The organism is Rhodococcus sp. NPDC127593 (assembly GCF_042671975.1).
Taxonomy (GTDB): Bacteria; Actinomycetota; Actinomycetes; order Mycobacteriales; family Mycobacteriaceae; genus Rhodococcus_F.
In genome coordinates, this window is record NZ_JBHXWI010000023.1 from 85,719 (window position 1) to 112,199 (window position 26,481).

Annotated in this window: 22 protein-coding genes and 1 pseudogene; 14 read left to right on the top strand and 9 right to left on the bottom strand. The window is 66.7% G+C overall.

Features of this window, described 5'->3' with window-relative positions:
* The first annotated feature begins 2 nt into the window (after positions 1 to 2).
* Genes ACFVJ3_RS22210 through ACFVJ3_RS22230 form a run of 5 tightly spaced genes read left to right on the top strand, consistent with a single transcriptional unit; the run spans position 3 to position 5,263 of the window.
* Positions 3 to 1,610, top strand: coding sequence for an AMP-binding protein (locus tag ACFVJ3_RS22210; protein WP_378454079.1), 1,608 nt, complete (start codon positions 3 to 5; stop codon positions 1,608 to 1,610).
* The gene (locus ACFVJ3_RS22215) at positions 1,607 to 2,527 is read left to right on the top strand and encodes a PCC domain-containing protein (protein ID WP_378454080.1); all 921 of its coding nucleotides are present in this window, start codon (positions 1,607 to 1,609) and stop codon (positions 2,525 to 2,527) included. Before ACFVJ3_RS22210 ends, ACFVJ3_RS22215 begins: the two co-directional genes overlap by 4 nt.
* Positions 2,524 to 3,363, top strand: a complete 840-nt coding sequence (locus tag ACFVJ3_RS22220) for an SDR family NAD(P)-dependent oxidoreductase (RefSeq protein WP_378454081.1) — start codon at positions 2,524 to 2,526, stop codon at positions 3,361 to 3,363. The genes ACFVJ3_RS22215 and ACFVJ3_RS22220 overlap by 4 nt, the downstream gene beginning before the upstream one ends.
* On the top strand, positions 3,360 to 4,751 hold the full coding sequence (locus ACFVJ3_RS22225) for an FAD-binding oxidoreductase (protein WP_378454082.1): 1,392 nt from the start codon (positions 3,360 to 3,362) through the stop codon (positions 4,749 to 4,751). Before ACFVJ3_RS22220 ends, ACFVJ3_RS22225 begins: the two co-directional genes overlap by 4 nt.
* On the top strand, positions 4,748 to 5,263 hold the full coding sequence (locus ACFVJ3_RS22230; protein WP_378454083.1) for a gamma carbonic anhydrase family protein: 516 nt from the start codon (positions 4,748 to 4,750) through the stop codon (positions 5,261 to 5,263). The genes ACFVJ3_RS22225 and ACFVJ3_RS22230 overlap by 4 nt, the downstream gene beginning before the upstream one ends.
* 311 nt (positions 5,264 to 5,574) lie before the next feature.
* Here the strand turns inward: ACFVJ3_RS22230 and ACFVJ3_RS22235 are convergent, their stop codons facing one another.
* The 5 genes from ACFVJ3_RS22235 to ACFVJ3_RS22255 form a co-directional block, all read right to left on the bottom strand.
* Complete coding sequence (locus ACFVJ3_RS22235) at positions 5,575 to 6,696, bottom strand: zeta toxin family protein (protein ID WP_378454084.1); 1,122 nt, start codon at positions 6,694 to 6,696, stop codon at positions 5,575 to 5,577.
* A gap of 3 nt (positions 6,697 to 6,699) precedes the next feature.
* Positions 6,700 to 7,170, bottom strand: coding sequence for a helix-turn-helix domain-containing protein (locus ACFVJ3_RS22240; RefSeq protein WP_065493764.1), 471 nt, complete (start codon positions 7,168 to 7,170; stop codon positions 6,700 to 6,702).
* 509 nt (positions 7,171 to 7,679) lie between these two features.
* Positions 7,680 to 8,627, bottom strand: coding sequence for an NADP-dependent oxidoreductase (locus ACFVJ3_RS22245; RefSeq protein ID WP_378454085.1), 948 nt, complete (start codon positions 8,625 to 8,627; stop codon positions 7,680 to 7,682).
* 47 nt (positions 8,628 to 8,674) lie between these two features.
* Positions 8,675 to 9,583 carry an SDR family oxidoreductase gene (locus ACFVJ3_RS22250; protein ID WP_378454086.1) on the bottom strand — a complete coding sequence of 303 codons (909 nt, stop codon included), beginning with the start codon at positions 9,581 to 9,583 and terminating at the stop codon, positions 8,675 to 8,677.
* A 339-nt stretch (positions 9,584 to 9,922) separates the two neighbouring features.
* On the bottom strand, positions 9,923 to 10,630 hold the full coding sequence (locus tag ACFVJ3_RS22255) for a TetR/AcrR family transcriptional regulator (RefSeq protein ID WP_378454087.1): 708 nt from the start codon (positions 10,628 to 10,630) through the stop codon (positions 9,923 to 9,925).
* Between the two features lie 175 nt (positions 10,631 to 10,805).
* Between ACFVJ3_RS22255 and ACFVJ3_RS22260 the strand changes: the two genes are divergently transcribed.
* The 5 genes from ACFVJ3_RS22260 to ACFVJ3_RS22280 all read left to right on the top strand — a co-directional run bounded on the left by ACFVJ3_RS22260 (position 10,806) and on the right by ACFVJ3_RS22280 (position 16,476).
* Positions 10,806 to 11,771: an enoyl-CoA hydratase/isomerase family protein gene (locus ACFVJ3_RS22260; protein WP_378454088.1), complete on the top strand. Its 966-nt coding sequence runs from the start codon at positions 10,806 to 10,808 to the stop codon at positions 11,769 to 11,771.
* An 8-nt stretch (positions 11,772 to 11,779) separates the two neighbouring features.
* Positions 11,780 to 12,724, top strand: coding sequence for an alpha/beta hydrolase (locus ACFVJ3_RS22265; protein WP_378454089.1), 945 nt, complete (start codon positions 11,780 to 11,782; stop codon positions 12,722 to 12,724).
* Positions 12,725 to 12,735: 11 nt separating this feature from the next.
* Positions 12,736 to 14,205: a class I adenylate-forming enzyme family protein gene (locus tag ACFVJ3_RS22270; protein WP_378454090.1), complete on the top strand. Its 1,470-nt coding sequence runs from the start codon at positions 12,736 to 12,738 to the stop codon at positions 14,203 to 14,205.
* A 28-nt stretch (positions 14,206 to 14,233) separates the two neighbouring features.
* On the top strand, positions 14,234 to 15,478 hold the full coding sequence (locus ACFVJ3_RS22275) for an NADH:flavin oxidoreductase/NADH oxidase family protein (RefSeq protein ID WP_378454091.1): 1,245 nt from the start codon (positions 14,234 to 14,236) through the stop codon (positions 15,476 to 15,478).
* 149 nt (positions 15,479 to 15,627) lie between these two features.
* Complete coding sequence (locus tag ACFVJ3_RS22280) at positions 15,628 to 16,476, top strand: alpha/beta fold hydrolase (RefSeq protein WP_378454092.1); 849 nt, start codon at positions 15,628 to 15,630, stop codon at positions 16,474 to 16,476.
* 359 nt (positions 16,477 to 16,835) lie between these two features.
* On the opposite strand, the gene ACFVJ3_RS22285 is transcribed toward ACFVJ3_RS22280, so the two are convergent.
* A complete protein-coding gene (locus ACFVJ3_RS22285) occupies positions 16,836 to 17,180 on the bottom strand; it encodes a hypothetical protein (RefSeq protein ID WP_378454135.1) in 345 nt (114 codons plus the stop codon).
* Positions 17,181 to 17,296: 116 nt separating this feature from the next.
* Here ACFVJ3_RS22285 and ACFVJ3_RS22290 point away from each other — a divergent pair.
* Together ACFVJ3_RS22290 and ACFVJ3_RS22295 are read left to right on the top strand one after the other, a co-directional pair.
* Positions 17,297 to 17,605 (top strand): annotated as a pseudogene (locus ACFVJ3_RS22290) (TerD family protein); the annotation flags it as partial.
* Between the two features lie 144 nt (positions 17,606 to 17,749).
* Positions 17,750 to 18,388 carry a Tellurium resistance gene (locus ACFVJ3_RS22295; protein ID WP_378454131.1) on the top strand — a complete coding sequence of 213 codons (639 nt, stop codon included), beginning with the start codon at positions 17,750 to 17,752 and terminating at the stop codon, positions 18,386 to 18,388.
* A 118-nt stretch (positions 18,389 to 18,506) separates the two neighbouring features.
* Here ACFVJ3_RS22295 and ACFVJ3_RS22300 read toward each other — a convergent pair whose 3' ends face one another.
* Together ACFVJ3_RS22300 and ACFVJ3_RS22305 are read right to left on the bottom strand one after the other, a co-directional pair.
* Entirely contained in the window at positions 18,507 to 19,634 is a 1,128-nt protein-coding gene (locus ACFVJ3_RS22300; RefSeq protein ID WP_378454093.1) for a TerD family protein, read from the bottom strand.
* A gap of 152 nt (positions 19,635 to 19,786) precedes the next feature.
* Positions 19,787 to 21,826, bottom strand: coding sequence for a TerD family protein (locus tag ACFVJ3_RS22305; protein WP_378454094.1), 2,040 nt, complete (start codon positions 21,824 to 21,826; stop codon positions 19,787 to 19,789).
* A 529-nt stretch (positions 21,827 to 22,355) separates the two neighbouring features.
* Here ACFVJ3_RS22305 and ACFVJ3_RS22310 point away from each other — a divergent pair.
* Together ACFVJ3_RS22310 and ACFVJ3_RS22315 are read left to right on the top strand one after the other, a co-directional pair.
* Positions 22,356 to 23,003: a type IV toxin-antitoxin system AbiEi family antitoxin gene (locus tag ACFVJ3_RS22310; RefSeq protein WP_378454095.1), complete on the top strand. Its 648-nt coding sequence runs from the start codon at positions 22,356 to 22,358 to the stop codon at positions 23,001 to 23,003.
* Positions 23,000 to 23,758 (top strand): nucleotidyl transferase AbiEii/AbiGii toxin family protein, encoded by a 759-nt coding sequence (locus ACFVJ3_RS22315; RefSeq protein ID WP_378454096.1) that lies wholly within the window; start codon positions 23,000 to 23,002, stop codon positions 23,756 to 23,758. The genes ACFVJ3_RS22310 and ACFVJ3_RS22315 overlap by 4 nt, the downstream gene beginning before the upstream one ends.
* A 1,162-nt stretch (positions 23,759 to 24,920) precedes the next feature.
* Here the strand turns inward: ACFVJ3_RS22315 and ACFVJ3_RS22320 are convergent.
* Positions 24,921 to 26,453, bottom strand: coding sequence for a class I adenylate-forming enzyme family protein (locus ACFVJ3_RS22320; protein WP_378454097.1), 1,533 nt, complete (start codon positions 26,451 to 26,453; stop codon positions 24,921 to 24,923).
* Positions 26,454 to 26,481: the final 28 nt, after the last annotated feature.

Sequence of the window (26,481 nt, forward strand, 5' to 3'; positions counted from 1 at the left end):
GCATGTCCGCACTCGGAACCACCACCGCGCCGCAGCGCACCACCAATCTGGCCACCCTGCTCACCCAGGCCGCCGCCCGGCTGCCGGACCGGTCCGCCGTCATCCGCGGGGACGACACCTGGACGTGGGCGCAGCTCAACGACCGGGTCAGCGCCCTGGCCGCCGCGATGCGCGGCCACGGACTCACCGCCGGATCGGTGGTGCTGCTCCACAGCCCCAACTGCATGGACACGCTTACCGTCTTGTTCGCCACCTGGCGACTCGGGGCGGTCATCGTCCCCACCAACTGCAAGCTGGTGCCCGACGACGTCGCCCCCCTCGCCGACCTCGTCGCACCGGACCTGGTGATCTGCCACGACACCTGCGCCCCCCACGCCGAGGCGTTGAACCGATACGAAACCTGGGCGGTCGGCGACGACCGCGACGCCGCGCGGTTCGGCAGCGCCCACGTCGCGGAACTGATCGACAAGCACCTCCCCGACGCGGTCAGCGTCGACGCACCGGTCCAGGTCGGAACCCCGGCCTGGTACTTCTTCACCTCAGGGACCAGCGGGCGACCGAAAGCCGCGGTGCTCACCCACGATCAGATGGCGTTCGTGGTCACCAACCACCTGTGCGATCTGATGCCGCAGCTCACCGACCGCGACGCCACCCTCGTGCTGGCACCGCTCTCGCACGGCGCCGGGGTGCACGCCCTGACCCACGTCGCCCGCGGAGCGGCGATCGTGCTGACCGGCAGCGACTCCCTCGACGCCGGTGAGGCATGGCAGCTGATCGAGCGGCACGCCGTCTCGACCATGTTCACCGTCCCGACCATCCTCAACAAGCTGGTCCAGGCCGCCGACGGTCACGATCCCGCACGCAGCAGCCTGCGCTACGTCGTCTATGCGGGCGCCCCGATGTCCTCACGGGACCAGCGGATCGCCCTCGAGGTCCTCGGCAAGGTGCTGGTTCAGTACTACGGCCTGTGTGAGGTCACCGGCAACATCACCGTCCTGCCACCCGAACTGCACGGGACGACACCCGAACCGGACGGCATCGGCACCGCGGGCTACGCCCGCACCGGCATGACCATCAGCATCCAGGACGACCAGGGCCGCGAACTGGCCGCCGGTGAGCGGGGCGAGATCTGCGTATGCGGGCCGGCCGTATTCGCCGGCTACCTCGACAACCCCGAGGCGAACCGGAAAGCCTTCCGCGACGGCTGGTTCCGCACCGGGGACCTCGGCTACCTCGACGGGTCCGGACTGCTGTACATCACCGGGCGGGCCTCGGACATGTTCATCTCCGGTGGCTCCAACATCGACCCCCGGGAAGTGGAAGAAAAGCTGCTCAAGCATCCGGACGTGGTCGCCGCCGGTGTCGTCGGCGCCCCCGACCCCACCTGGGGAGAGGTCGGCTACGCCCTCTGCGTGCTGCGCCCGGGATCGCCCCTGACCACCGACGAGCTGCTCACCTGGTCCCGATCGAACATGGCCCGCTACAAGGTGCCCAAGCGGATCGAATTCGCACCCACCCTGCCCACCTCCGGCTACGGAAAGGTCACCACCACCCTGCTGAAGAACGAATTCTTCCAGTTGGGGCTGTGGCCGAGCGAGGTCGGATCGTGAGTGTCCCCGATATCTCCCTGCTCCCGGGGGTGCCGCGACTCGAGCACCCGGGCCCACCCGCATCCCAGCGGGTGGACGCCTATCCGGCGACCCTCCACCACATCGACACCGAACTCCCCGCAGGTCAGGCGCTGCTCCCCGCCCTGCACGACGCGGTGTTCGCCCGCGGATTCACCAGCGCCTTCGGTGAATTGCGCGGAGGGACGTTCGAGGCCTTCGACTACTACATCCCCTCGATCTGCCACGCCGGTACCAGCGTGGCGACCTTCAGCGAACCCCGGCGGGGCCAGGGCCCCGCGGCCTTCGTCCGGGGCGGGGTGACCATCGGAAAGCGTGACGGCGAGATCTTCGCGCACTGCCACGCCCAATTCGTCGGCGCCGACGGGGTCATGCGTGCCGGGCACCTGATACCGGACTCGGTGCTCCTCGGCGCCGGTGTCCTGGCCGATCTCTACGCCACCGACGACGTCGCCATGACGGTGACCCCGGACCCGGAGATCAACTTCCCGGTGTTCCAACCACAACCGGCGCAGAACCACACCACGACACACGCGGGCGGGCTGCGCTCGGTGGTGGCCCGGATCCACCCCAACGTCGACATCGTCGCCGCCGTCGAGGACCTCGCCGAGACCCACGGGTTCGACAACGCGGTCGTGCGCGGCAAGATCGGCTCCTTCATCGGCGCCACCCTCACCCAGGGCACACCGGTCATCACCGCACCCGGGCCGGCCACCGAAGTGATGTACCTCGACGGGTCGATCACCCGAGACACAGGCGGCCGGGCACGGGCAGAGCTGTCCTGCGCCGCCGTCGCGATCGACGGCAACGTGTACACGGGAGCGGTGGTCCGCGGCCACAACCCGATCGCCATGACCTTCGAACTCGCCTTGTCCGAACCAGATAGGACCAACCCGTGACCGACACCCTCCGACAGACCACCCCGCCGCGAGAGGCCGGTGGCGCACCCCTCGAGGGGAAAGTTGCCCTCCTGTTCGGGGCGGGTACCGCCGACGACGGGTGGAGTAACGGTGGCGCCGTCGCCATGACCTTCGCCCGCGCCGGTGCCACCGTCATCTGCGGCGACATCGACCTCACGGCAGCGACCCGCACCGTGGACGCCATCACCAACGACGGTGGCACGGCCACCGCACTGCAGGTCGACGTCACCGCTGAAGACTCGGTAGCCGCCGCCGTCGCCACGGTGATCGACCAACACCATCGCATCGACATCGTGCACAACAACGTCGGCGTGACGAAGATGGGAGATCCCGTCAGCCTCTCCACCGAAGACTGGAAGCGCGCGCTCGATATCAACCTCACCAGCGTCTTCCACTCCTGCAAATACGTGCTGCCGCACATGCGCAAGGCCAAATCAGGTGCCATCATCAACATCTCGTCGCTCGCCGCGGTCCGTCACACCGGACTGCCCTACAGCTCGTACTACGCGACAAAAGCAGCGGTCAACCACCTGACCAGCACCCTCGCCGTCGACGAAGCCGCCCACGGTATCCGCATCAACGCCATCATGCCGGGACTGATCGACAGCCCCCTGATCTACCGTCAGATCGCCGGTCAGTACGCCGACGCGGCGGAGATGGTCGCGGCCCGCAACGCGATCGCCCCGATCGGGCGAATGGGCACCGTGTGGGAGCTCGCCGCCGCCGCCCGGTTCCTCGCCAGCGATGACGCCAGCTACATCACCGGCGTCTGCCTGGCAGTCGACGGTGGACTTGAAACGCGGTGCATCGCATGACCGGCACCCTGACCACCGGCGCACCGTCCTCCGCACTTCTCGATGCCCTCCCGGCGGCCTGCACCACCACCGACCCCGCTGTGCTCGAGACGTACTCGCGGGATCAGGCAAGCTGGGCAGCCCACGGCAGCCCCATCGCGCTCGTGCGCCCCACCACCACAGAGGAGGTACAGCGCACGGTCCGCGCCTGTTACGAGCACCACGTGCCGGTCGTCGCCCGGGGCGCCGGCACCGGTCTGGCCGGAGCGGCGAACGCGGTCGAGGGTTCGGTGGTGATCTCGTTCGAGAAGATGAATCGCGTCAAGACGATCGACACCCTCGAACGCTTCGCTGTCGTCGAACCCGGTGTCATCAATGACGATCTGCGGGCCGCCTGCACCGCCGAAGGGCTCTGGTATCCGCCCGACCCCGCCAGCTCCCCCTGGTCCACCCTCGGTGGGAACGTCGCCACCAACGCAGGAGGTTTGTGCTGCGTCAAGTACGGCGTCACCAGGGACTATGTGCTCGCCCTCGAGATCGTCACCGGGACCGGAGAACTCACCACAGTCGGCCGCCGAACTGCCAAGGGCGTCGCCGGGTACGACCTGGTCGGACTGCTCACCGGATCCGAGGGAACCCTCGCCCTCGTCACCGAAATCACCGTCCGCCTGCGCCCCCTGCAGGCACCACCCACGACGATCGTCGGTTCCTTCAACTCCACAGTCGACGCCGGAAACGCTGTCCGCGCCATCGCCCGCGCCGGACTCACCCCGGCCGCCCTCGAACTCATGGACCGCCACTGCCTCGAAGCGATCGACCAGTGGAAACGAATGGACTTGTCCACCGACGCCAACGTCCTGCTCCTCGCCCGCACCGACACCCCCGGCGACACCGGTACCGAGGAAGCCGACGCGATCGCGGAATGCTTCACCAGCGCCGGCGCCGGCTGGGCGATGCGATCGAATGACGACGCCGAAGCCGAAGCTCTGTTCGCTGCACGCAAACTCGCCTATCCCGCGGTCGAACGTCTCGGCGACGTCCTCACCGAAGACGTGTGCGTCCCGAAAGACCAGCTGCCCGCCATGCTGGCCGCGGTCGAGGAAATCGCCCACCGCAACGACACCCTCGTGGCGACCATCGCCCATGCCGGCGACGGCAACCTCCACCCGCTGATCGTCACCACCCCCGGCGACGCCGACCAAAAAGCCCGCGCTCAGCGCACGTTCGAGGAGATTATGGACGTCGCGCTCGACCTCGGCGGCACCATCACCGGCGAGCACGGCATCGGCACACTCAAGATGGCCGGTCTCACCCGCGAGCTGCCACCGCCGGTCCAGGCAATGCAGACCGCCATCAAGAACGCCCTCGACCCGCGCGGCATCCTCAACCCCGGAAAGGTCCTCGCGTGACGACCCCGATCACCGTCAACGGGCACACGCCCACCGTCGCCGCCACCGCATGGGTGGCACCGAACGCCACCCTCATCGGCGATGCACACCTCGGCGACGAAACCAGCCTCTGGTACAACGCAGTCATCCGCGCCGACGCGGACCGCATCACCATCGGATCGCGCAGCAACATCCAAGATGGATGCGTACTCCACGCAGACCCAGGAGCTCCGCTGGCCATCGGCTCCGGTGTGTCCGTCGGACACAATGCCGTCCTGCACGGCTGCACCATCGACGACGACGTCCTCGTCGGCATGGGCGCAATCGTGATGAACCACGCCAAAATCGGACGAGGAACCATCGTCGCGGCCGGTGCCCTGGTGTCCGAAGGCGTCGTCATCGAACCGAACTCACTCGTCGCGGGCATACCCGGCAAAGTTCGACGCGACTGCACCCCGGACGAGCTCGAGCAGATACGACACAACGCCGACAACTACGTCAAGAGAATGGCCCACTACACCACGAAGGCGTGATGTTTCTGCGGCTGAATGGGCGATATGGGATCGCCCGCGGTGGAGCAGCTGTGGCAGACGTTGTCCGACGTCGCCGCAGCCAGCTCAGACACGACGTCGCCGCGCGGTGGCCGGTGTCACGAGGATATTGCTCGGCGATCTCGCTGACCACCCGGACCGACCAGGTCAGCTCCCCCGCTGTCCCGTCCCCGACCGACATCAGATCCGTCCAGCCCAGTGGCGGATCCACGGCGCGAGCAGGCCGGACCACGAGCGTTACCCAGCACGTCACGGCACCGCTACAAGCATTTTGGTACCCATATGGCCATCCCCTACAGGTCGAGGTCTCGATAGGTTTCCCGGCCAGGATCGGCGGCAGCGGGGCCGGTGTTTTCGGTAGGTGGCCGGCCGACTCGTCCCGGTGGGCGGTCTGCCAGCGCTTCGCGGGCGTCCGGTATGTCGGCGCTGACACTCGTTGGCCGAGAGGATGTTTCGGGCAACGGGACCGGGGTGAGTTCGCCGCCCTCGACGAGCCGTTCGTGGCGTTCGACGTGTTCGGCGGCGGCATCGGCCGACGTGGTGCGATACAGGTCGTATCGGGTGACGGCGGTGTGATCCTTGCTGACCTCGCGTGCGTTGATCTCGGTCACCGACTTGCCGTGCAGCGGCGTGTTGTCCGGTGCCCGGAACTCGGTGAACAGTCTGTCGAGGGCGGTCACGGGCACCCACCGCCCACCGAGACGGCGTTCGGGGTCCGTTGGGGCGTCGAGGGCCTGGAGGAATCCGCGCCGCCACCGGGCCACGATCCGCTCGGCTGCCACGTCTTTCGGGGCTTCGACGTCGACCACTTGGATTCGGTACCCGGCCTCGGCGAGGCCGGCGACGAGGCGTTCGGCGTGCGGCTTCCATGCCAGGGTGCCGTCGACGATGAGATTTTCTCCCCGGTCGACGGCCTCACGCTCGGCGGCCGTGAACAGGAACCCGGTGGACTCGTGATGCACGAGAGCGGACAGTTCGAACGGGTAGAACCTGCTCGTCTGCCCCGGGGCGGCCCGCAGGTCCGGGGGCTGCAACTCCTGCAGGGTGCCGTCGTCCACTGCGGCTTCGAGCAGGTAGCGCTTGAACACGTCGGCATCGAGTTCGCACCATTGTCGCTGGTCGTGGCCGTGGAACAACCGCTCGTGGGTGGAGGACTTACCTGCCCCCGGTGGCCCCGCGAGCAGGATCGAGGACAGCTCGGTCACCACATGTGGGTTCGCGACCCGCCACTGTTCGAGGATCCGCTCGTGCAACCGTGCTCGGCGAGCGGTCGGGGTGAGCACCCCGTCGACCGTGCGGAACCACCTCCGGTTGTTCACCGACGCGTACGCGGCGTCCGGGTGCAGCGGGCCGTCCGCGGTGGACAGTGAGGCGAGGAACGCGCGGCGGTGCTCGATCTCGTCGGGTGTCAGCACAGGTCAGTCGTCCGCCAGGGCGTCGAGCACGGCGTCGTAGTCCTCGTCGGTGAGCAGACCGTCGCGCAGTGCGCGCCCGACCTGGTTGTTGAAACCGCCCTCGACCACCGGTGCGCCGTCGTTGGCCCAGGGAATCGGGTTGGGTTCGGCGGGCCGCTCGTAGCGCCAGGTGGTCAGCTCACGCAGAGCGATGTCCCGGTCGAGCTCGCCGGCGGCGTAGCGGGCCGCGATCTCATAAGGGGTGCCGCCGTGGGTGCCAGGGCGCACATCTGGTGCGTTGACCCGCGCCCGACGTAGCATCTCACTGATCGTCGGCTGGCTGACCCCGACGAGCGTCGCCAACTTCACCTGCGTGTAGCCGCGCTCGTGGAGCTGACGGAGCCGCCGTAGGTAGGCGATGTGGGCGGCCACCTCGCGGGCCCTCTCGCGACCCAGGTCAGCAACCAGTTCGTCGGCGTTCATCGTGACTGTCATCGCTCCACCTCCTATAAGGAATCCTATACTGGCAGGTGGAGTACGTAAACACCGTATCCCTCGACTGGGTGGCAAACTTGTCGATCGTCTTCCCCGACGTCGACACCAACCACGACCTCATCAACCAGCCACTGCTCTCGACCCGAGTACACCGGCAGGGCCAGAGCTGCAAGGCTCTCCCGCCTGTTCCTGCACCAGGACATCTACGACGACGTCCTGGGCCGTCACCACCCGGGCCGGACTCGAGTCCGCGGTGGCGTCCAACTCGCGACTGCAAACGATACCGACGGCGCCATCAGAGGGTGACCTCTCCGGGTTCCATCACCTCGCGCGGCGGTCAAGAAGAGCCCGGTGTGCGCACCGGCGCGATCGAGGAAGCAAGCTCCTGGTCCTGCGCGACGGAGGTCGAATCGATGAGCGTCGCAAGTTGACCGTCACCAGCCGCCGATGACATCGTCATCCGACCTTGACGACGACCTTGCCCTTGGCGCGTCCCTGTTCGACGTACGTCAATGCGTCTTTGGTCGATTCGAGGGAAAGACCTGATCGACGACCGGGCGTATGGTGCCGGCATCGATGAGGGACGCGAGCTGGCGTAGTTGTTCTCCACTCGATTTCATGAACAGGAACGAATAGGTCACCTTGCGTCGTTTCGCTGCCCTTCTGATTCGGAAGCTCAGTAGGCGCATCACCTGTTGCACGATCCAGTTCAATCCGGCTTCTTTCGCGAAGCTGGGATCGGGCGGACCGGAAATGGAGATGACCTTCCCCCCGGGTTTGAGAACGCGGAGTGACCTGTTGAGCGTCTCGCCGCCGAGGGTGTCGAGGACCAGGTCGTAGTCGTGCAGGATTTCCGCGAAATCATCCTTTTTGTAGTCGATGACGACATCCGCACCGAGGCGCTCGACCCACTCGGCATTCGCGCTGCTCGTCGTCGTGGCGACCGTCGCGCCGAGATGCCTGGCCAGTTGAATCGCGAAGGTGCCGACACCGCCTGAGCCGGCATGGATCAGAACCTTCTGTCCCGCTTGCAGGTTTGCCTTCTCGATCAGCGCTTGCCACGCGGTCAAACCGACCAGAGGGATTGACGCCGCCTCTTCCATGGTGAGTTCTCGTGGCTTGATCGCCACGTCCTCCTCGTTCACGGCAATGGCTTCCGCGAACGTGCCGATCCGATCTTGCCGGGGCCGCGCGTAGACCTCGTCGCCGGGCTGGAATCGGCGCACCGCGGGTCCGACTCGAACGACGACACCGGCCAGGTCATTGCCGAGGACGATCGGTAGGCGGTACGGAAGAACAGGTTTGAGCTTTCCCTGCAGGATCTTCAGATCCAAGGGGTTCACACTCGCGGCGTGGATTCGGACCAGGACGTCATCGTCTCGCAATTCCGGATCGGGTACCTCACCCGCCCGCACACCGTCGATGTTCCCGTATCGATCGAGAACAACAGCTTTCATCGCGTCTTCCTATCTCTTGTTTTTCGCCCGGACTGCAGTGGCTTTCGCTAGATGCGCGCCGGGCGGCGTTGATCGTTTTCGCTGAGGTGCGGCAACTCGGGAACGAGTTGGTCGTTGCGGCCCAAGGCGGCAACTTCGGCCTCGAGGGCGGGAACCGTCGCGGCGGAGAACCGTCTGGTCCACGGCCATACCAGCGGTGAATTCAGCAGCGCCTTGGCCCAGTTGGCGACGGCGACCGCCCGAGGAACGTAGACCCGACTGCGCCGGTAGGCGAGTCCGTCGACGATGGCGGAGGCCGCTCGGTCGACGCTGGTCGTGACGTTCCCCGGATACGGTAGGCGCCGGCGCATCTTCTGGAACGAAGGAATGTCGACCTCGGCGCCTCGCACTAGGTCGGTGTCGATCCAGGACGGGTGGACGAGTCCGACGGTGATCCCGAGGTGGGCCACTTCCGCGCGGTAGGCGAGTGCGAGCGACTCGACTCCGGCCTTACTCGCGCCGTAGGAGGCCAGACCGCCGATCGAGGTGAACGACAGTGCGGAGGCCACGATCAGCACGTGGCCCCGACTGCGTTGCAGGTGCGGTGTCGCATGCTTGAGGGTGCGGAAGACCCCGTTGAGGTTGATGTCCACGACGCGTTCGAAGGACGCCTCGTCCGCGTGCCGCACCGTTCCGTATGCGGCCACTCCGGCGTTGGCGACGACCATGTCCACACCGTTCATGACATTGGCGCACTCGTCGATCGCGGACTGCAGCGCCGCGCTGTCGCGCACGTCCGCCTCGCACCAGTGCGCCGATGGCCCGAGTTCCTCGGCGAGGAGACGCAGTCTGTCGGGTTCGAGTCCGATCAGGGCGACGCGGGCTCCCTGGGCGGCGGCGAGCCGTGCCACTTGCTCACCGATGCCGCGCGCGGCCCCGGTGATGATTACCTTGCGGCCCACGAGTTCACGTTTCATGCCCCGACTGTAACTTCGTTATATGGCGAATGCAATGGTCCTCCGGCATCTCCCCCGGATTCTCCGGTTTTCGACCTGGCCGCCCGTCCGCGAGTTGCCGGGCGGCTGAGTCCGACGCGGCGGCAGGGTCGCGATTCGGCCTCCATACTGAGAAGGACACCGGCACCCCTGGACGAACGAGCACTGCCAGGCACAGGTTCGGGGATCCTCGCGGCACGCCATGAGGCACCATGGGGCCCTTGACGACTGCGACGGAACCCGCTGGGCCAGAGCGCCCCTGGGCACCCGGAGCGGGGCCTCGGGCTCAGCTCGCCGCGCCCGAGGCACCGCGGTCTGAACTCAGACGCCCGCCGAGCTGTCCACCGCCGACCGGACCGAACCGTACAGGCGCACCGCCCGCTCGTGTGAAGCCTGCGCGCGTTCACGCGTGTCGCCGAGACCGACGGCAAAGTTCACCCCCATCGGCAGCAGAACCTGTCCCACCGCGTCGTCGAACTCGGCGAAATGCTCGCCCAACTCCAGGGTGATGTAACCGTGGACGTAACTCCACAGCTGCGCAGCGACCACATCTGGGGCGTGGGGCTCCACCCTGCCGGAGCTCACGAGACGTGCACACGCGCCGGTGACGAGGGCATAGGCCTCGCGGAAGGCAGGCGAATGTCCACTCAACCGCACGTCCGACTCCAGCGGTCGGTAGGTGGCACGAGTGGACAATCCGAACATCAAGTCATAGAGATGAGGATTCTCGCGCGCCAGGCGCCGGCACGTCAACGCCAGCGCGAACAGATCCACGACCGGATCCTCCGTCTCCGGCACCCGGGAGAAGGCGGTGCCGAGTTCGGTGAAGCCATGGTCTGCGACCGCGCGGACGAGCTCGGGGATGCCGCCGAAGTGGTGGTAGACCACCATCGTCGACAGTCCCGCCGCGGACGCCACCGTCCGCGCCTTGATCGCGGACGGGCCCTGATCGGCCAGCAGTCCCACCGTGGCCCGAATCAGCCGCTCCGGCACACCCTCGGGCGCCGGGGCCGACGACGTCTCTCCCATATCTCCACCTGACTTTGCATTTCCGCCGGTGGGCACCGAAGTGCCCGAGTGACGCTTGCCACTACCGCATAACATGGTTATAGTAGCCCATAACGAAGTTACCGTGCCGTCCGGGCACCGGCTCGACGCTCGCCGCACGTACTCCCCTTCCCCCATTGACGGAAGCGAAAATCTCATGACACACGAAAACAAGGGCCACCTCGAGGTCGAGGACCGCGGGGCCGTGTTGATCGTGCGGGTGAACGGCGGCCCGCACAGCTTGTTCGGCCTCGACATCGCCAACCAGCTCGAGGAGTTGGTGGACCGGGTCGACCGTGACCCGGGAATCCGTGCGGTCGTGTTCACCGGGACACGCCCCGGGCGGTTCGTCAGCCACGCCGATGTCCGCTGGCTGCAGGAAGAGGGTGCGGCGGTCCCACCGCTGGGTCGTCGCGGTGCCTCCGCGATCGCGCGGGTCGCCCGAGGCGCGGATCGCGCCCGCGCCCTCGAACCCGTGGTGCGCAAGACCCCGCTGTGGGGCGCCGTCCAGCTCGACCGGCTGCACGCGACGTTCCTGAAGATGAACGCCAGCGGCGTCATCTTCGTTGCCGCCCTGAATGGTTCGGCTCTCGGCCTCGGCGCGGAATTCGCCTGGGCATGCGACCTGCGGGTCATGGCCGACGGGGACTTCTTCATCGGCCAGCCCGAGATACTGCTGGGCATCAATCCGGGTGGTGGCGGCACCCAACGCCTGACCCGGCTGATCGGCACCCACCGATCCCTGGTCGCAATCCTCGAAGGCAAACCGTTCACCCCCGCGCAGGCCCTCGCCAACGGAGCCGTCGACGAGGTCGTCGCACCCGACGACGTGATCACGCGGGCGACCGAACTCGCCGACTACTTCGGCGCCCGCCCGAGGGAGGCGGTCGCGGCGGTCAAAAGATCGGTGTACTTCGGCGGCTCGATGTCACTGACGGAGGGGTTGCACGTCGAGCGCACCGAATTCCTCGGCACCGACCAATCCGAGGACGGTCAACAACTGATGCTCGACTACCTCGCGACCACCGACGCCACCGGTGAGCTTCCCCTCTACAACCCGGACACCTACAAGCAAGCCCTCGAATCCGGGCGCATACCCGCCCACTCGACGAACGGACGATGAGACCAGCCATGGCCACCAAGAAACCTTTCACCCGCCACGACGTCCTCTTCTCCTCCGGCGACAGCTCCTGCGCCGCATGGCTCTACCTCCCCACCGGCGTCACCTCACCGCCCGTCGTCATCCTCGGACACGGCCTCGGCGCCACCCGCGACATGCGCCTGGACGCCTTCGCCGAACGCTTCGCCAAGGCCGGCATCGCCGCCTTCGCGTTCACCTACCGGCACTTCGGTGACAGCGGCGGTAGGCCCCGCCAGCTACTGTCGATCAGAAAGCAACTCGCCGACTGGGATGCCGCCATCTCCTGGGTGAAGGCTCGTGGCGGTCTCGACAGCACCCGCATCTCCGTCTGGGGTAGCTCCTTCGGCGGTGGCCACGCCATCACCGTCGCGTCACGGCACCCGGAACTGCGGGCGGCGGTCGCCCAGTGCCCGTTCACCGACGGTCTCGCCTCCGCACTCGCGCTGGGCCCGGCAGCCACCCTCAAGGTGACTCCGCTGATCGCCCGGGATCTGGTGGCCAAAGTTGGTCGGCGCGCGCCGGTCATGATTCCGCTCGCCGGGCCCCCCGGTTCACTGGCCCTGATGAACGCCGCGGACGCGCTGCCCGGCTACGAGGCGATCGTGCCTGCGGGGACGGTGTTTCGGAACGAGGTGGCGGCACGGGTGATTCCCAGTCTCGTTACCTACCGGCCCGGGCGCGCGGCGAAGAACATCGACTTCCCGATCCTGTTCTGCGTCAGCAACACCGACACCGTCACACCACCCGCCCGGACCCTCCGCTACGCGCGGACCGCACCTCGAGGCGAGATCAAGACCTACGACGCCGGCCACTTCGACTTCTACCTCGGCGAACCCTTCGAGGCCTTGGTCCACGACCAGATCGACTTCCTCACCCGCCACCTCGCTCCCGCACCCACACCCACTCCCGGCCGAATCGCACCGAACCGAAGGTGAGTACACCCATCATGAATTTCGCATCGCTCCCCGACCTTCGCGCCGATCTCGACCCGCACGGGCCGGCGATCTCCGACGCCGCCGGATCGCTCACCAACGCTCAGCTGCTCGACCGGGTCCGCGCGGCCGCCCGCCACCTCCACGACCTCGGAATCGGCACCGGAGACGTCGTGGCCCTGAAGCTGACCAACCGCACCGAGTTCGTGGTGCTGCTGTTCGCGACCTGGCGGCTCGGCGCCACCATCACCCCGATCAACCCGGCCCTGACCGACGACGAGATAGTTCGGCAGCTCGCCGACTCCGCCGCCCGCCTGCTCGTCGTCGAGGACGGCACGACCCTAGTGGGTGGCGTCGCCACACTCGCCGTCGGTGATCTGTACGACGCGCCGGTGGCGGGAGATCCGACACCACGTGCGGACTCGTCCGCGCCCGCCCTGCTCATCTACACCAGCGGCACGACCGGAGTGCCGAAAGGTGTGATGCTCGACCACACCAACGTCGACGCCATGGCCGAGATGGGGGTGCAGGCGTTGCAGCTGGGGCCGGCCGATCGGTGCCTGCTGATCTTGCCGCTCTTCCATGTCAACGGCATCGTCGTCAGCGTCCTCACCCCGCTGCTCGCCGGCGCCAGCGTCGTCATCGCCGGCCGATTCGATCCCCGCACCTTCTTCGGCCTCGTCGAATCCGAGCGTCCGACCTTCTTCAGTGCGGTGCCGACGATCTACAACATCCTCGCGGCGCTCCCGGACGATGTTCGACCCGACACGTCCTCAGTGCGGTTCGGCATCTGCGGCGCCGCACCCGCCTCAGCGGAGTTGCTGACCCGGTTCGAGGACCGCTACGGGTTCCCCCTCCTCGAAGGTTACGGGCTGTCCGAAGGCACCTGCGCCTCCACCCTCAACCCCCTCACCGGACCCCGGCGCGCCGGAACGGTGGGGATTGCCTTCCCTGGTCAGGAGATCCGCATCGTCGACGCGAACGGCACCGAGATGGGCCCCGGTGCGGACGGCGAGGTTCTCGTGCGTGGCCGCAATGTGATGCGCGGCTACCTCGGCCGTCCGGAGGACACCGCGCGGACCGTCGTCGACGGCTGGCTGCACACCGGCGACGTCGGCCACCTCGATACCGACGGTTACCTGACCCTGGTCGGGCGATCGAAAGACATGATCATCCGCGGCGGGGAGAACATCTACCCGAAGGAAATCGAGGACGTGCTCGCGGGTGATCCGGCCGTGCTCGAGGCTGCCGTGATCGGCGTTCCCGACACCATCTGGGGTGAGGTGGTCGTCGCCTACGTCCAGCCGACACCGGGTTCGACCGTCGATCCCGCTGCGCTGCACGCGCTTTGCGCGCGGAAACTCAGCCGCTACAAGCGGCCGACGTCGATCGTCGTCGTCGATGCCATCGCCAAGAACGCGGTCGGCAAGATCGACAAGGCCGCACTGCGGGCCGCCCACACCACCGCCCCTGTGACGTCGTAACCACCACTCCCGCGAAAGGTACCAATCCATGGCATCCCTGCACGACCCACTGCCGCTGCCCTGCGGCCAGGTACTCCCGAACCGGATCATGAAGGCCGCGTTGAGCGAAGCGCTCGGCGACGCGCGGAACGCTCCCGACGGCCGCCTCGAGCGGCTCTACACCACCTGGAGTCGCGGCGGCTATGGCCTGCTCGTCACCGGCAACGTCATGATCGACCGCACCCAGCTCGGGGAGCCGGGCAATATCGTCATCGAGGACGAACGCGACCTCGACGCGCTGACCCGCTGGGCCAAGACGACCAAGGATGCCGGCATCCCGATCTGGGTGCAACTCAACCATCCCGGACGCCAGTCGAACCCGCTCGCGCTCGGGCACACTCCCGTCGCCCCCAGTCCGGTCCCGGTCGATATTCCCGGCGCGTCCACACCGCGTGAGCTGACCCCCGGCGAGATCGAGGACATCATCGAACGTTTCGCCGCCGCCGCGGTGGTTTGCGAGACAGCCGGTTTCGACGGCGTGCAGATCCATGGTGCGCACGGTTACCTCGTCGCCCAGTTCCTCTCACCGTTGGCGAACCGGCGCGACGACGAGTGGGGCGGTGACCCGGAGCGGCGGATGCGGTTCGTCCTCGCGGTCGTGCGCCGGATCCGCGCGCGGGTGTCACCGGGTTTCGCGGTGGGCATCAAACTCAATTCGGCCGACTTCCAGCGCGGCGGATTCACCGAGAACGAGTCGCGCGGCGTGGTCGCGGCGCTGGCCCAGGAAGGTCTCGACCTGATCGAGGTCAGCGGCGGAAGCTACGAGTCTCCGGCCATGATGGGCACCGCCGCGGCCAGTACCCGCGCCCGCGAGGCGTATTTCCTCGAGTACGCCCGCACGGTCCGCGTGCTGGCAGGAGATGTGCCGCTGGCCGTGACCGGCGGTTTCCGCTCCCGCACCGCCATGGAGGACGCGATCGGTGCCGGCGAGTGCGATGTCGTCGGGATCGGCCGACCCACCGCAACGACCACCGACGCTGCCGATGTCATCCTCACCCGGCGCGCCGACACCCTAACCACTCATCAGTCGCGATCCGGGATGCGCGGCGTCCTGGGCCGGGTGGTCGACATCAAGGCCCTCGACGGGATCCTCGACCTCGGCTGGCACACCGACCAGCTGCACCGCATCAGTGCCGGTCTCGAACCCGACCTGAATCGGGGTCGCCTCGCCACCACGGTGGCGCTGTTGCGCCGCAACGGCCGGACAACCCTGCGCCCCAAACGCGGAGGCTAGAGCAGCTGCCCTCCCCCCACTCACCCTGGCGGCTACGCCACCGGTACGCGGCCACCCCTGTGCCCACGCGGTCCCGGCAGCAGGGCAGGAGTCGGCCCAGGAACGTTCAGGTCAAACCCGGCAGAACATGCCGATGTTCAGGAGAAACGATGAACCAGCAAGCCCCGCCCAGAACTGCGAACACGTCTCCGACCCTGAGCGTCGACGTCGACGGAAAGCGGTTCGCCTATCGCGAGTTCGGTCCGAGCACCGGCGTGCCCGTTGTCTTCCTGCACCACTTCACCGCGGTCCTCGACGACTGGGACCCGCGTGTCATCGACGGAATCGCATCGGAACGTCGCGTGATTACCTTCGACAACCGCGGGATCGGCGCAAGTGAGGGTCACACGCCCACCACCGTCGCGGCCATGGCCGACGACGCAATCGCCATCATCCGAGCACTCGGCCTCGAGCAAGTCGACCTGATGGGATTCTCCCTCGGGGGATTCATCGCGCAGGTGATCGCGGCGCAGCAGCCGGCGCTGGTCCGCCGGATCGTCCTCGCCGGCACAGGCGCAGCCGGCGGTAACGGCGTCGGCAACATCACGGTGAAACTTCTCGGCGACACCGTGCACGGGCTGCTCACCCGCACAGACCCCAAGCGCTACCTCTTCTTCACCAGGACCGCCAACGGCAAGGCAGCGGCAACGGCCTACATGGACCGGCTCACCGAACGCACCCACGACCGCGTCAACCCCACCTCACCTCGGGCAGTCGCCGCGCAGATCCTCGCGATTCATCGGTGGGGAGCGCAGGACCCCATGGACCTGGGCTCGATCGAGCACCCCGTGCTCGTCGCGAACGGAGAGGACGACCGGATGCTCCCGACGAGGGCTTCCTTCGACCTCGCCCACCGCCTCCCGAACGCCTCGCTCCGGATCTACCCGGACGCCGGTCACGGCGGCGTGTTCCAACACCACGAACAGTTCGTCCAGCAGGTGCTGAAGTTCCTCAGGTAGCGAGCTGCGCCGACCACCCGAAACAACTCTCCAACCCGCCCCACCTGCCCCTCAACGTCAGCGAGATACGCGAACACGTCCAACCGCGAACTGGTCCAGAGGCCCACCCCGCGACCGCCCACCGCATCCCCATCCGGCTCAACGACAACCGAATACACCCGCGCTCACACTGCCGCCCGCGCCGGCCAGAACCTCGAAACCTCCGGTCCACGACCGCATCACCGACACCGTCGAACAACCCGACTAGCAGTTCAGTCGGGGGGTGAAGGACAGCCGCCTCGATCAGGGTGTCCTCGTGCGGCGCCGCACCGGACCAGGACACCAATCACGACAAGCGGGAGAAGGTCCGCAACAGGACCTCACCCACCGTGCATCATTCCGTCACGGTCGTGACATCCGCCCAAGAACGGGCGCAACTCGAGCCACTCGTGGATCGGCTTCCCACCCGCACCCGGAGCCGCGGACAACTCGCCAGCCAGCCGTGACCCTTTGGGAATCACCAGCAGGAGAATCAACAGCTGTTTTCCTTCCTGTCCGCAGTCACCCTGCAAGGGTTGCTGGCCGATCAAGCCCTCGCGGTGTCCACGCCCGTCCCGGATCTGCCGGACCGGCGAATCGAGACGGCCGATGGCGCCGGAATGTGCACCTTTGCCCCTCTGGGCGCCGACCAGCAGCCACACCCGGTGCGAGCGGCCCCCCTTCATCACAGCAACTGCAGGAGAAAAGACCATGACTTCGCTTGTCCGCGGCCAGAACACCCCACTGATCTCACCGCAGCTGACCGTCAACGTCGCCGGGTCACCCGGGGACCGTCGACCTCATGGTGTTCCAGGTCACCTCCACCGGGAAGGTGCGAAGCGACAGCGACTTCGTGTTCTTCAATCAACCCGCCTCCCCCGAGGGAGCGGTCCGGCTCACCGGCCCCAGCACAGTCGCGGTCGACGTCACCAAGGTGCCGTACGGGATCGACACGCTGCGTCTGGCGGTGAGCATGGACGAGTCCGCTCCCGGGAGCCTTGCCGCCATTGCAGGCCTCGGCGTCACGCTGGGTTCGGTCTCGGCCCCGGCCCTGGGCCTGACCACCGAACGGGCCGCCGTTCTCGCCGAGATCTACCGGCGCGGTGAGCAATGGAAGATCCGGAACGTCTCCGCCGGCTGGGACAGTGGCCTCAAGGCCCTCGTCACCGAACACGGTGTCACCGTCGACGACGTACCCACTCACTCGCCTGCCCCCACCCCTGCGCCCACTCCCCCGATCCAGGCACCCGCGAATGTGATTCGCCCTCCCGCGCCCACCCCCAAACCGGCGCCGCAGCCGCGGGTCCAGCTCAGCAAGATCACCCTCACCAAGGCAGCCCCCACCGTGTCCCTCGCCAAGGGCGGCGAAACCGGCACGATGCGGATCAACCTCAACTGGACCCGCGGCCGGCGCGGTCTCCTCGGCAACGGCGCGATCGACCTCGATCTCGCCTGCCTCTACCAACTCAACAACGGGTCCAAAGGCGTCGTCCAAGCGCTCGGCAAGGCGTTCGGCGACCTGAACTACCCGCCCTACATCGCACTCGACGGCGACGACCGATCCGGCACCAACGCGGACGGCGAGAACCTGCACATCAACCTCGCCCACCTCGCCGACTTCAAACGCATCCTCATCTTCGCCTACATCTACGACGGCACCCCGAACTGGTCCGCTGCCGGCGGCGTGGTCACCTTGTACCCACCCCACGGCCCCGAAGTAGAAGTACGCCTCGACTCTCCCGACAACCGCGCCCGATCCTGCGCCATCGCCCCGCTGAAGAACGAAAAGAACGAACTGACCGTCACACGAGAAGTGCGGTACATCAACGGAACCCAATCCGAAATCTCCAAGGCATACCGCTGGGGCTTGAAATGGACCGCCGCCCGGAAATGAACAGCCCGGGCGGGCCGATCGGGTGAAGGACGTCCGACAGGGCATCCCCGCGTCGCGGTGGCCCGAGCGACAGTTGTCGGCACCGATGATCGTCCAGCGTGCGTGTCGTCGGGGCGGACTATTGCGGGGCGACCCGCCAGCGTTTGGGTTTCGTCCACGACGCGGCGCTGAATGCCTCGAGGAGCTTGCCGCTGTCAGGGTCCTCGACGAACCGGAACATCCACGGTCCGTCGAATCGATATCCTTCCTCGACCGCTTTATCCGCCCACATCCGCAGATCGAATGCGATCGAATGCAGCTTGCACGGACCGGTTCCGACCCCACCACCCCATTCCGGAAAGTCCAAGTCCGGGCGGTACCCGTACGGCTTGGTCATTCCGTCCTCTTCGTAAGTGATACGAACGCCGAACGGATCTCGCGTGTAAGCGGGCCTGCACGTGAAGGAGACTTTGCTGATCGTGTACTCGTCGACCTGGTCTGCGGGATCGAAAGACAGTTCCCACCAGGTGTTCTCCGGATCGATTCCCGTGCCGTCCAAGGCAATCTCGAACATGTGCTCGAGGTCGAAGTGCAGCATCTCGAACCCCGACGGCACATCATAGGAGGAATCACCAACCGGGGTGCGGACGGTGAACTTCTTCTTCACCGGATAGGCGACGAGGACGATCTGTCGACTGGTTGGTGCTGCCGGGGTGCGAGCCGGTGCCGGGGTAGAAGTTGGTACCGGCCGAGCAGTCGTCGGGGCGGGGTCGTCGACGGTGACGCCGTGCTCGATCACCAGCGCTGCCAGGCCGCGGTCCCACCCCGCCGAGATATTGCGCGCTTTCCACTGATCACCGCGCCGGTAGAGCTCGAAGAGAACCGCGGCGCGTTCACTGGTCAGTCCGACCGCGGCAGCATCGACACAGGTGCCATCTTGACCGCGAACCCTCACACCAAGCCCCTTGATCAGCGCGAGGCTGCCGATGGCGGCGTCGTCCAGCGCAACCGCGATACGCAGGAACTGCACGTCGGCCGGGACCCGCCGCAGATCAACCTCCACCGTGCTGGTCCCGGACAGGCGCACGGCGCCCTCGCGGGAGGTGGATTGGTTGAAGAAGATCAGGTCGTCGTCGCGGCGGACCTTCTCGGTGGAATCGAGCTGGAAGACCAATAGGTCGACCGTGCCCGGGGTGACACCGGCGACGTCGATGGTCAGTGGCACATGGCTGAGCGCGGTGTTCTGTCCTCGGATCAATGTCGTCATCGTTCGTGGTGCCGCGCCGGTGCGCGATCCTCTCTACTTCTCGCGGTGGATACATGAAGTTCGACCAGTACGTCGATGCGCACGCTGACAGCTGGGCCGAGGACACCTGCACCATTTCACGGCAGCACCAGGTCGAGCACCTATCCCCTGGGCTATTCGCCTTCGGTTTCTGCGGTGTCGGGAATCGGCTGGTCGGTCTGTTTCGGCGCTGCCGGCACCCATTCCCGCAGTTGTTGAACCACCGCGCCGTAGAACGCGTCGATCGACGACGTCACGCTGGTGATGAAACTCGCCGCGGTGCCCGACCGCCGACCGCCCATCGGGAAGGTTTGCTCGAGGGAGAAGGACACGATGTCTCCGGATCGCCCATTGGTCAGTACCTTCGGATCCTTACGCACCGTGTCGAGATGCTCGCAGGCTTCGTTGCCGCGCTCGGAGAACACCGCTTCGACCTGAACGTCGCCGGGCACGTCCTTGAGTTGCTTGAGAAGCCACGACAGCCGACGACCGGAGGTTCCCTCATTCGGGGCCTCCACGGTGGTGCGGCAGCGGATCTTGTTGGTCCGCACATCCGCGATCACCACCAAATCCCCGGCGGTCTCCGGGATCCGCAGCACCGCCTCGAACACCCCGTCGGTGGCCAACCTTTCGGCTACCGCCGCATTGCGGGCCGCGGGGTCGCTGCCGTGACGGCGCGGCAGGATGTGTTTGACGGTGACACCGAGTTCTGCGGTCAGCCGCAGCGCGAGATGACGGGAGAGGGACACCCAGGTGTCCGCCACGGCGGCGGCTTTCTGGTCGCCGGCGCGGAGGGTGCCGGCGGTGACCGCGTCGCGGACGGTCACCCAGTGCCGGCCCATGTCGACGAACTCGGCCGCCCCGGAGCGGGTGTGGTCGAGGTAGCGCAGGAATTCGGCCAGGATCCAGGCCTGCAGGTCGTCGTCGATACCGCCGTGCGAGAGCAACATCCGTGCCTCGTGCGCCACCTCCGCCCACGACAAATGCCGCAGCGCGACCTTGGCCAGCTTGCGGCGGTCGACCTCCACCGGCAACTCCCCGGCACTGGCGGGGACGTCGTTCGACAGGCTGACCACCACGTCGTACTTCTTCTTCCGCGCCACGTCGAGGTAGTTCTCGAGCTGCTCCTTCTCGAGCTTGCCGTTGCCGGTCTTGACCTCGAGCAGGCCGGTCCACACCCTGGTGCCGCGGGAGACCTTCAGCACCGCGTCCGGGATCACCTTCGTCTCACCCCGCTCGTACGCCACCTCCACATAACCTTCGAAGACACCGACCGGGGCCCCCATCCGGGCGCACACCGCCCGTGCGAAGGGGCGCACCGCCTGCATGGTGGCGATCAAGGCGGAGGTAGCGCGCCGCTCCTGTTCCTCACCGGTCCCGACACCGATAACCGAGAACAACCGCGCCGGCTGCCAGGTGTCCTGTTCGGCGAGGGTGAATTCGACCGGCTTCGACTTCCGCACCGCCCGCTTGGCGGTGCGGACACCCCGGCCTCTCGTCTTCGTCTGTGTCGCCGGTGCGGTGGGTGTGGTGGGCAGTTCGGGCACCAGTTGCGGGGTCTCGCCGGCAGGCCCGTTCGGCGGCGCAGCGGGTTCGACACTGCCGAATGAGTCATCACCGGTGGTGGGTTCGAGATCAGGCTCGTCATCGATGTCGACACCGAAGTCCGTGGCCAAACCCGCCAGCCCGGACTCCCATCCCTGCCCGACCGCCCGGATCTTCCACTCAGCGTTGCGGCGGTACACCTCGCCGAACACGAACGCCGACTCGGTCGTGGCATCGGCCGTGACGTACTCCGCCAACGTGTACCCGGCCCCGTCGACGACACGCAGAGCGAGCTTTCCGAGATCACCGAACCTGCCGTTGCCCACACTGCCGACCAAGGCCACGGTGTGCACGTCCTCCGGCACGGCGGACAGGCCGATCGCAATCCTCGCCTGCGCACCTTCCTCGGTGCCGCTCGTACCCAGGAACCGGATCGACCCGTCCGTCGACTCGGGCTGGTTGTAGAACACGAAATCCTCGTCGGAGCGCACCTTGCCGCCGGAGTTCAGCAGCAAGGCCGACGCATCGACCTCGACCTCTGACTCGGTCCACCCGAGCACCACGTCGATCTGCTCCACCTCAGCGGGCAGCGACACGTTCTGTCCCTTGGACAGCATCGGAAACTCCACCAGAATCCACCCTCGTTCGACCCGAAACCGCACCAACCCTGCCGGGGCCGGGCAGAGCCTGAGCCGACCACCGACGTCCGTCGCATCAACTGCGCATACTAATCGGTTCGTTTCACCCTCGGACACTACCCGGCAAACATCGTGTCACCGGCGGGTTCGCTGGGCATCAACGCACCGATCGTCTCCATCCGCCCGCTGTCGTCTGCGTGAATGACACTGCAAACAAAGAGAAGTGAGTGGGACTGCGGCGATGCGCCAACAACAGGCTCAGCACCTGCAGCACCTCCGCCGATCCCCGCCCAGAAAGACACTCCCGCTGCGGCTACCGCGAGGCCACTACCCCCGTTGCCGACCGAGAGCCGGATTCAGTCGCAGGCGGCTCGGCAATTCGATGGAGGCTCGATCTCCAAACCAGTGACGAACGGCCGACTGCCCGCCCCAAGTCCACAGACACCACCCGGGTTGCACACCACGTGCGCATTTCGTAGGCTTTAACCCTACGAAACGCGCATAAAGGAGTGGTGTCACCATGGCTCTGACACACAGCACCGCCGTACCCACAGCACTGGCCCGCCGGCCCTTGCGCACCTTCCGCCCCCAAGACGCCACCGACGTCTACGCCCACCCCCGCCCCGAACTCGCCCGCCTGGTCACACGCGGCGTCCTGCACCGCGCCGCCCCCGGCTACTACATCGTCACACCCCCCGAACAAGTCGGGCGCCCGTGGATCCCAAACCTCGAAGCCACCGCCGCCGGAATCGCCGCCGCGATCTACGGACCCGACGACGCGATCGTGATGGGCATCAGCGCCGCCCGCCTCCACCATGCGATCCCCCGGGCGTTGGCCACCGCAGTTGTCGCCGTCCCCCACCGGCACCGGACGATCACTCTCACCGATCGGACCGCCACGATCCGTTTCCTCCGCCGCGACACCCCCGAACTCGATGCCGAACGCCTGGATACCCCCCTCGGGCCGGCGCTGGTGACCACCCCGGAACAGACCGTCCTCGACCTGGCACGCTGGCCGGCCCTCGGCGACGCCGAAAACGAAATCCCCACCGCCGTCACCTCGCTCTACCGCCGCAGCGACCGCGAACGTCTCACCACCCTCGCCGCCGAGCAGGGACTGACCGCAGCCCTCACCCGCGCCGAAACCTGGGTGCAGGCAGCCTCGTGAACCTCGACGAACGCGACAGCGTCGCCGACCAGTTCGGCGTCGCCCCCGAACAGGTCGAACGAGACCACCTCATCTCCCTGCTCCTCGCCTACCTCAGTGAACATTTCGCCGACCGACTCCACTTCATCGGCGGCACCGCCCTCGCCCGAACACACCTCCCCAATGGAAGATTGAGTGAGGACATCGACCTCATCGCCCTCGACCCACGACGCAGCGTCCTGGCCGCCGACCTCGACAAAGCGCTCCCGAGAGCATTGCAACGCGCATACGGCCGACTCGAATGGGCGCCCCCGCTCAGCGCCGGATCGAGTGTGGACGCCGCCACCCTCCACACCACCGGCGGACTCTCGGTGAAAATCCAACTCCTCTCCTCCACCGACCGCACCCTCTGGCCCACCGAACCCCGCACCCTCATCCAGCGCTACAGCGACGCCCCACCCGCCCGGCTGCTCGTGCCCACCCTGCCCGCGTTCGCCGCCTCCAAAACCACCACCTGGTGCGACCGCGCCGCCGCCCGCGACCTCTGGGACCTCTGGGCACTGACCAACATCGGCGCCATCAACCCCGACACCGCGGCACTATTCCGCAAACACGGGCCCACCGGGAAGAACCCCGGCACCTACGTCTTCACCCGCCCGCCCAGCACCAACGACTGGCACACACAACTCGCCGGCCAAACCCGACTCACCATCACCGCCACCGACGCCCTCCACACCGTCCGCACCGCATGGGACCACCTCACACCCCACCCCTGACACATCCCGAACCCACGCGCGCGGGCGACGCCTCACCGATGCACCAGAATCAGATCCACCGAATTTCGGACAGGTCCCCCGAACCGGCCCGCCGCCGCATGAACGTGGCAGCCGCAAGTGACCTGTTCGCTGAATTTCGACGTGGTCGAGGAGTCGCCCCTTATCAGGGCAGGGCGGATTCGAGCGATTGTCGCGATGCTGCGTGAACATTGTGACAGTCGAGCGGCAAAGAACCGTTGCCGGCGTGGCCCAGCCCAGGCGCATTCGTGGCCGATTGTTGAAAGGGTCCTCGACCCGTCGCAGGTCCTCGACGGCGTAGGAACGCAAGTCGGTGCCCCTGGAAACTAGTGGCGTAGCGTGCCGGTTAGGCGTTGACACGGACTCCCAGGCGGCGAAGTAGGTGCTTTCGCCCGTATCGGCGGCCAAGCAAATCATGGCGAGCCAGCTCGCTGCCCTGGTCTATGGGTCAACGTGCGCGCACTCGCGGTTGGTCAGCGACCGCGGTGGCCAAAGCCGCGGCGAAGTCCTCACCCCTGCGGCGATCGGGCACATACACCAGGCGGACGAAACGGCTAGCTCGGCTGGCAGCGTGCCGATCGCCGCAGCCCGTGGCGGCCAACGACGAGGTCGCCTCGAAGCCACCGACCCGCTTGTGGGCCGATGCTTCGGCGGGGCGTTCGTCGATCATTATCCGAGTGCGCAGCACCGGGGGGCCGGCTTTGTCTCACACCCGAGCAGGGACCGGCAATCAACACCGAGCTGAGTTCCTCGGTGCAGGAGCTCGCGTGGGTGGAAAGGACCGTCATCGACCAGAGCGCCCAGCTCCCTCCCCACACTTCCGGCTACCCCTATGTGCCCGCACAAGGCTTAGCCGCCCGGGGTAGCCGGAACGCGTGCCGTCCGCCAACACGAATACGGCGCAACGGGCGGACAGCACGCACCACTCGTTTCCCCACCACATCGCGACTACCCGCTCGGCAGCCCAATCGGCATGGCGCAGCGGTGGAGCGTATCCGCTCAGGTCACAGCACCATCACACCCAAACACACACCAGCGGCTGAACACTTCGCTAGGCGGAACACCCTGGCTCAAGCATTCACGTTGAGGCGTACGTTCAAGGCACTCGTAACAATCCTAAGAGCCAAGCCGTAGCGACGCACTGTCAGGAGCGTTCCGCTCCGCGAATCTCACTGCGCAGCACGTGTTTGAGTATCTTGCCCGACGGATTTCGCGGAATGTCGCGGATGACAAGATCGCGGGGCAGCTTGTAGTCGGAGACGTATTCGGATGCAAATTCGCGTAATTCGGCCAACGTCATGTCACACCCTGTCACCGGGGTCACCACCGCGACGATGGTTTCTCCGAAGGTGTCGTCGGGGCGGCCGACGATCGCGACATCGAGGACATCCGGGTGGCCAGCGAGAGCGTTCTCGACCTCGACCGAGTACACGTTGCGCCCTCCGGTGATGATCATGTCCTTCGTCCGATCGACGATCGTGATGTAGCCATCGGCATCCCTGACTGCCAAGTCCCCACTGTGTAGCCAGCCGTCGCGAATGGTGTCGGCGGTGGCCTCGGGCTTGTTCCAATACCCCTTCATGAGGGTTTCGCCGCGCACGATCATCTCGCCGGTCTCTCCGACCGCGACATCGTTACCGTCCGGATCGACGAGGCGGACTTCAGCGTTGAAGAGCGGCCACCGCCCGGTGGCATCCGGACGGGCTCGAACCTCCTCGGGCGTCGAGTAGATCCCGGTCGGTCCTCCCTCGGTCTGACCGCACAGCTGGAAGAAGCCGACCCCCGGCAAGGTCGCGACCAGCTTCGCAACCGCACTCGGCGGCATCGGAGCCGCCCCGAAGAAGCCGAGCCGCCATGCGGACAGCTCACGCTCGCCGAGGTCGGGAAGCGTCATCATCAGCTGATACATCGTCGGGACCCCGAGGAAGACGGAGATTCGATGCTGCTCGAGCGCATCCACCACGGCATTCGGTTCGAAGGCCGGCAGAATCACGTGTGTGCAGCCCATCGAGAAGCCGGCGAGCACCAACAGCGCCAACTCGGCGCAGTGATACATCGGCGCCACATGCAGGATACGATCGGACGAATTCACGCCGAGGGAGCTCATCGAGTGGCCGACCCAGAGCATCCGGTGGTGGTCGAACAGCGCTCCCTTGGGGAGCCCGGTGGTACCGGACGTATACAGGATGATGCAGTCATCTTCCTCGGACACATCGGTGTCCGGTTCGGTGTCCGGCATTTGACGCACGATTTCGGCAATCGACGAAGCGGCCTCGGATTCGTTCAGATACAGCAACTGTGGTGCCGAAGTGAGCGGTTCGAACCGCCTCAGCCCCTCGACCGCATCCGCGACACCTGGGCCGAGCAATGCCACCGAGGCGCCGGAATCGTCTAGCATGTAACTCAATTCACGGGACGTGGCACGTGGGTTCAACGGCACGAAGATCGCGCCGAGCTTGTACGCGGCGTACATCGCCAGCACGTAGCGGTCGGAGTTCGGGGACATGACCGCTACCCGGTCACCCTTGCTCACACCCAACGAACTGAGTGCGTGTGCGTATCTGTTGATTTCACTGTTCAGATCCTGGTAGGTGCGTTCGTTCCCTTCGAAGATCAACGCGGTACGATCCGGGTGCCGATGCGCGTTGAGCGTCATCTGACCGCCAAGCGTTGCCATGATTCCTCCACTGTCCTTTTGCGATTTG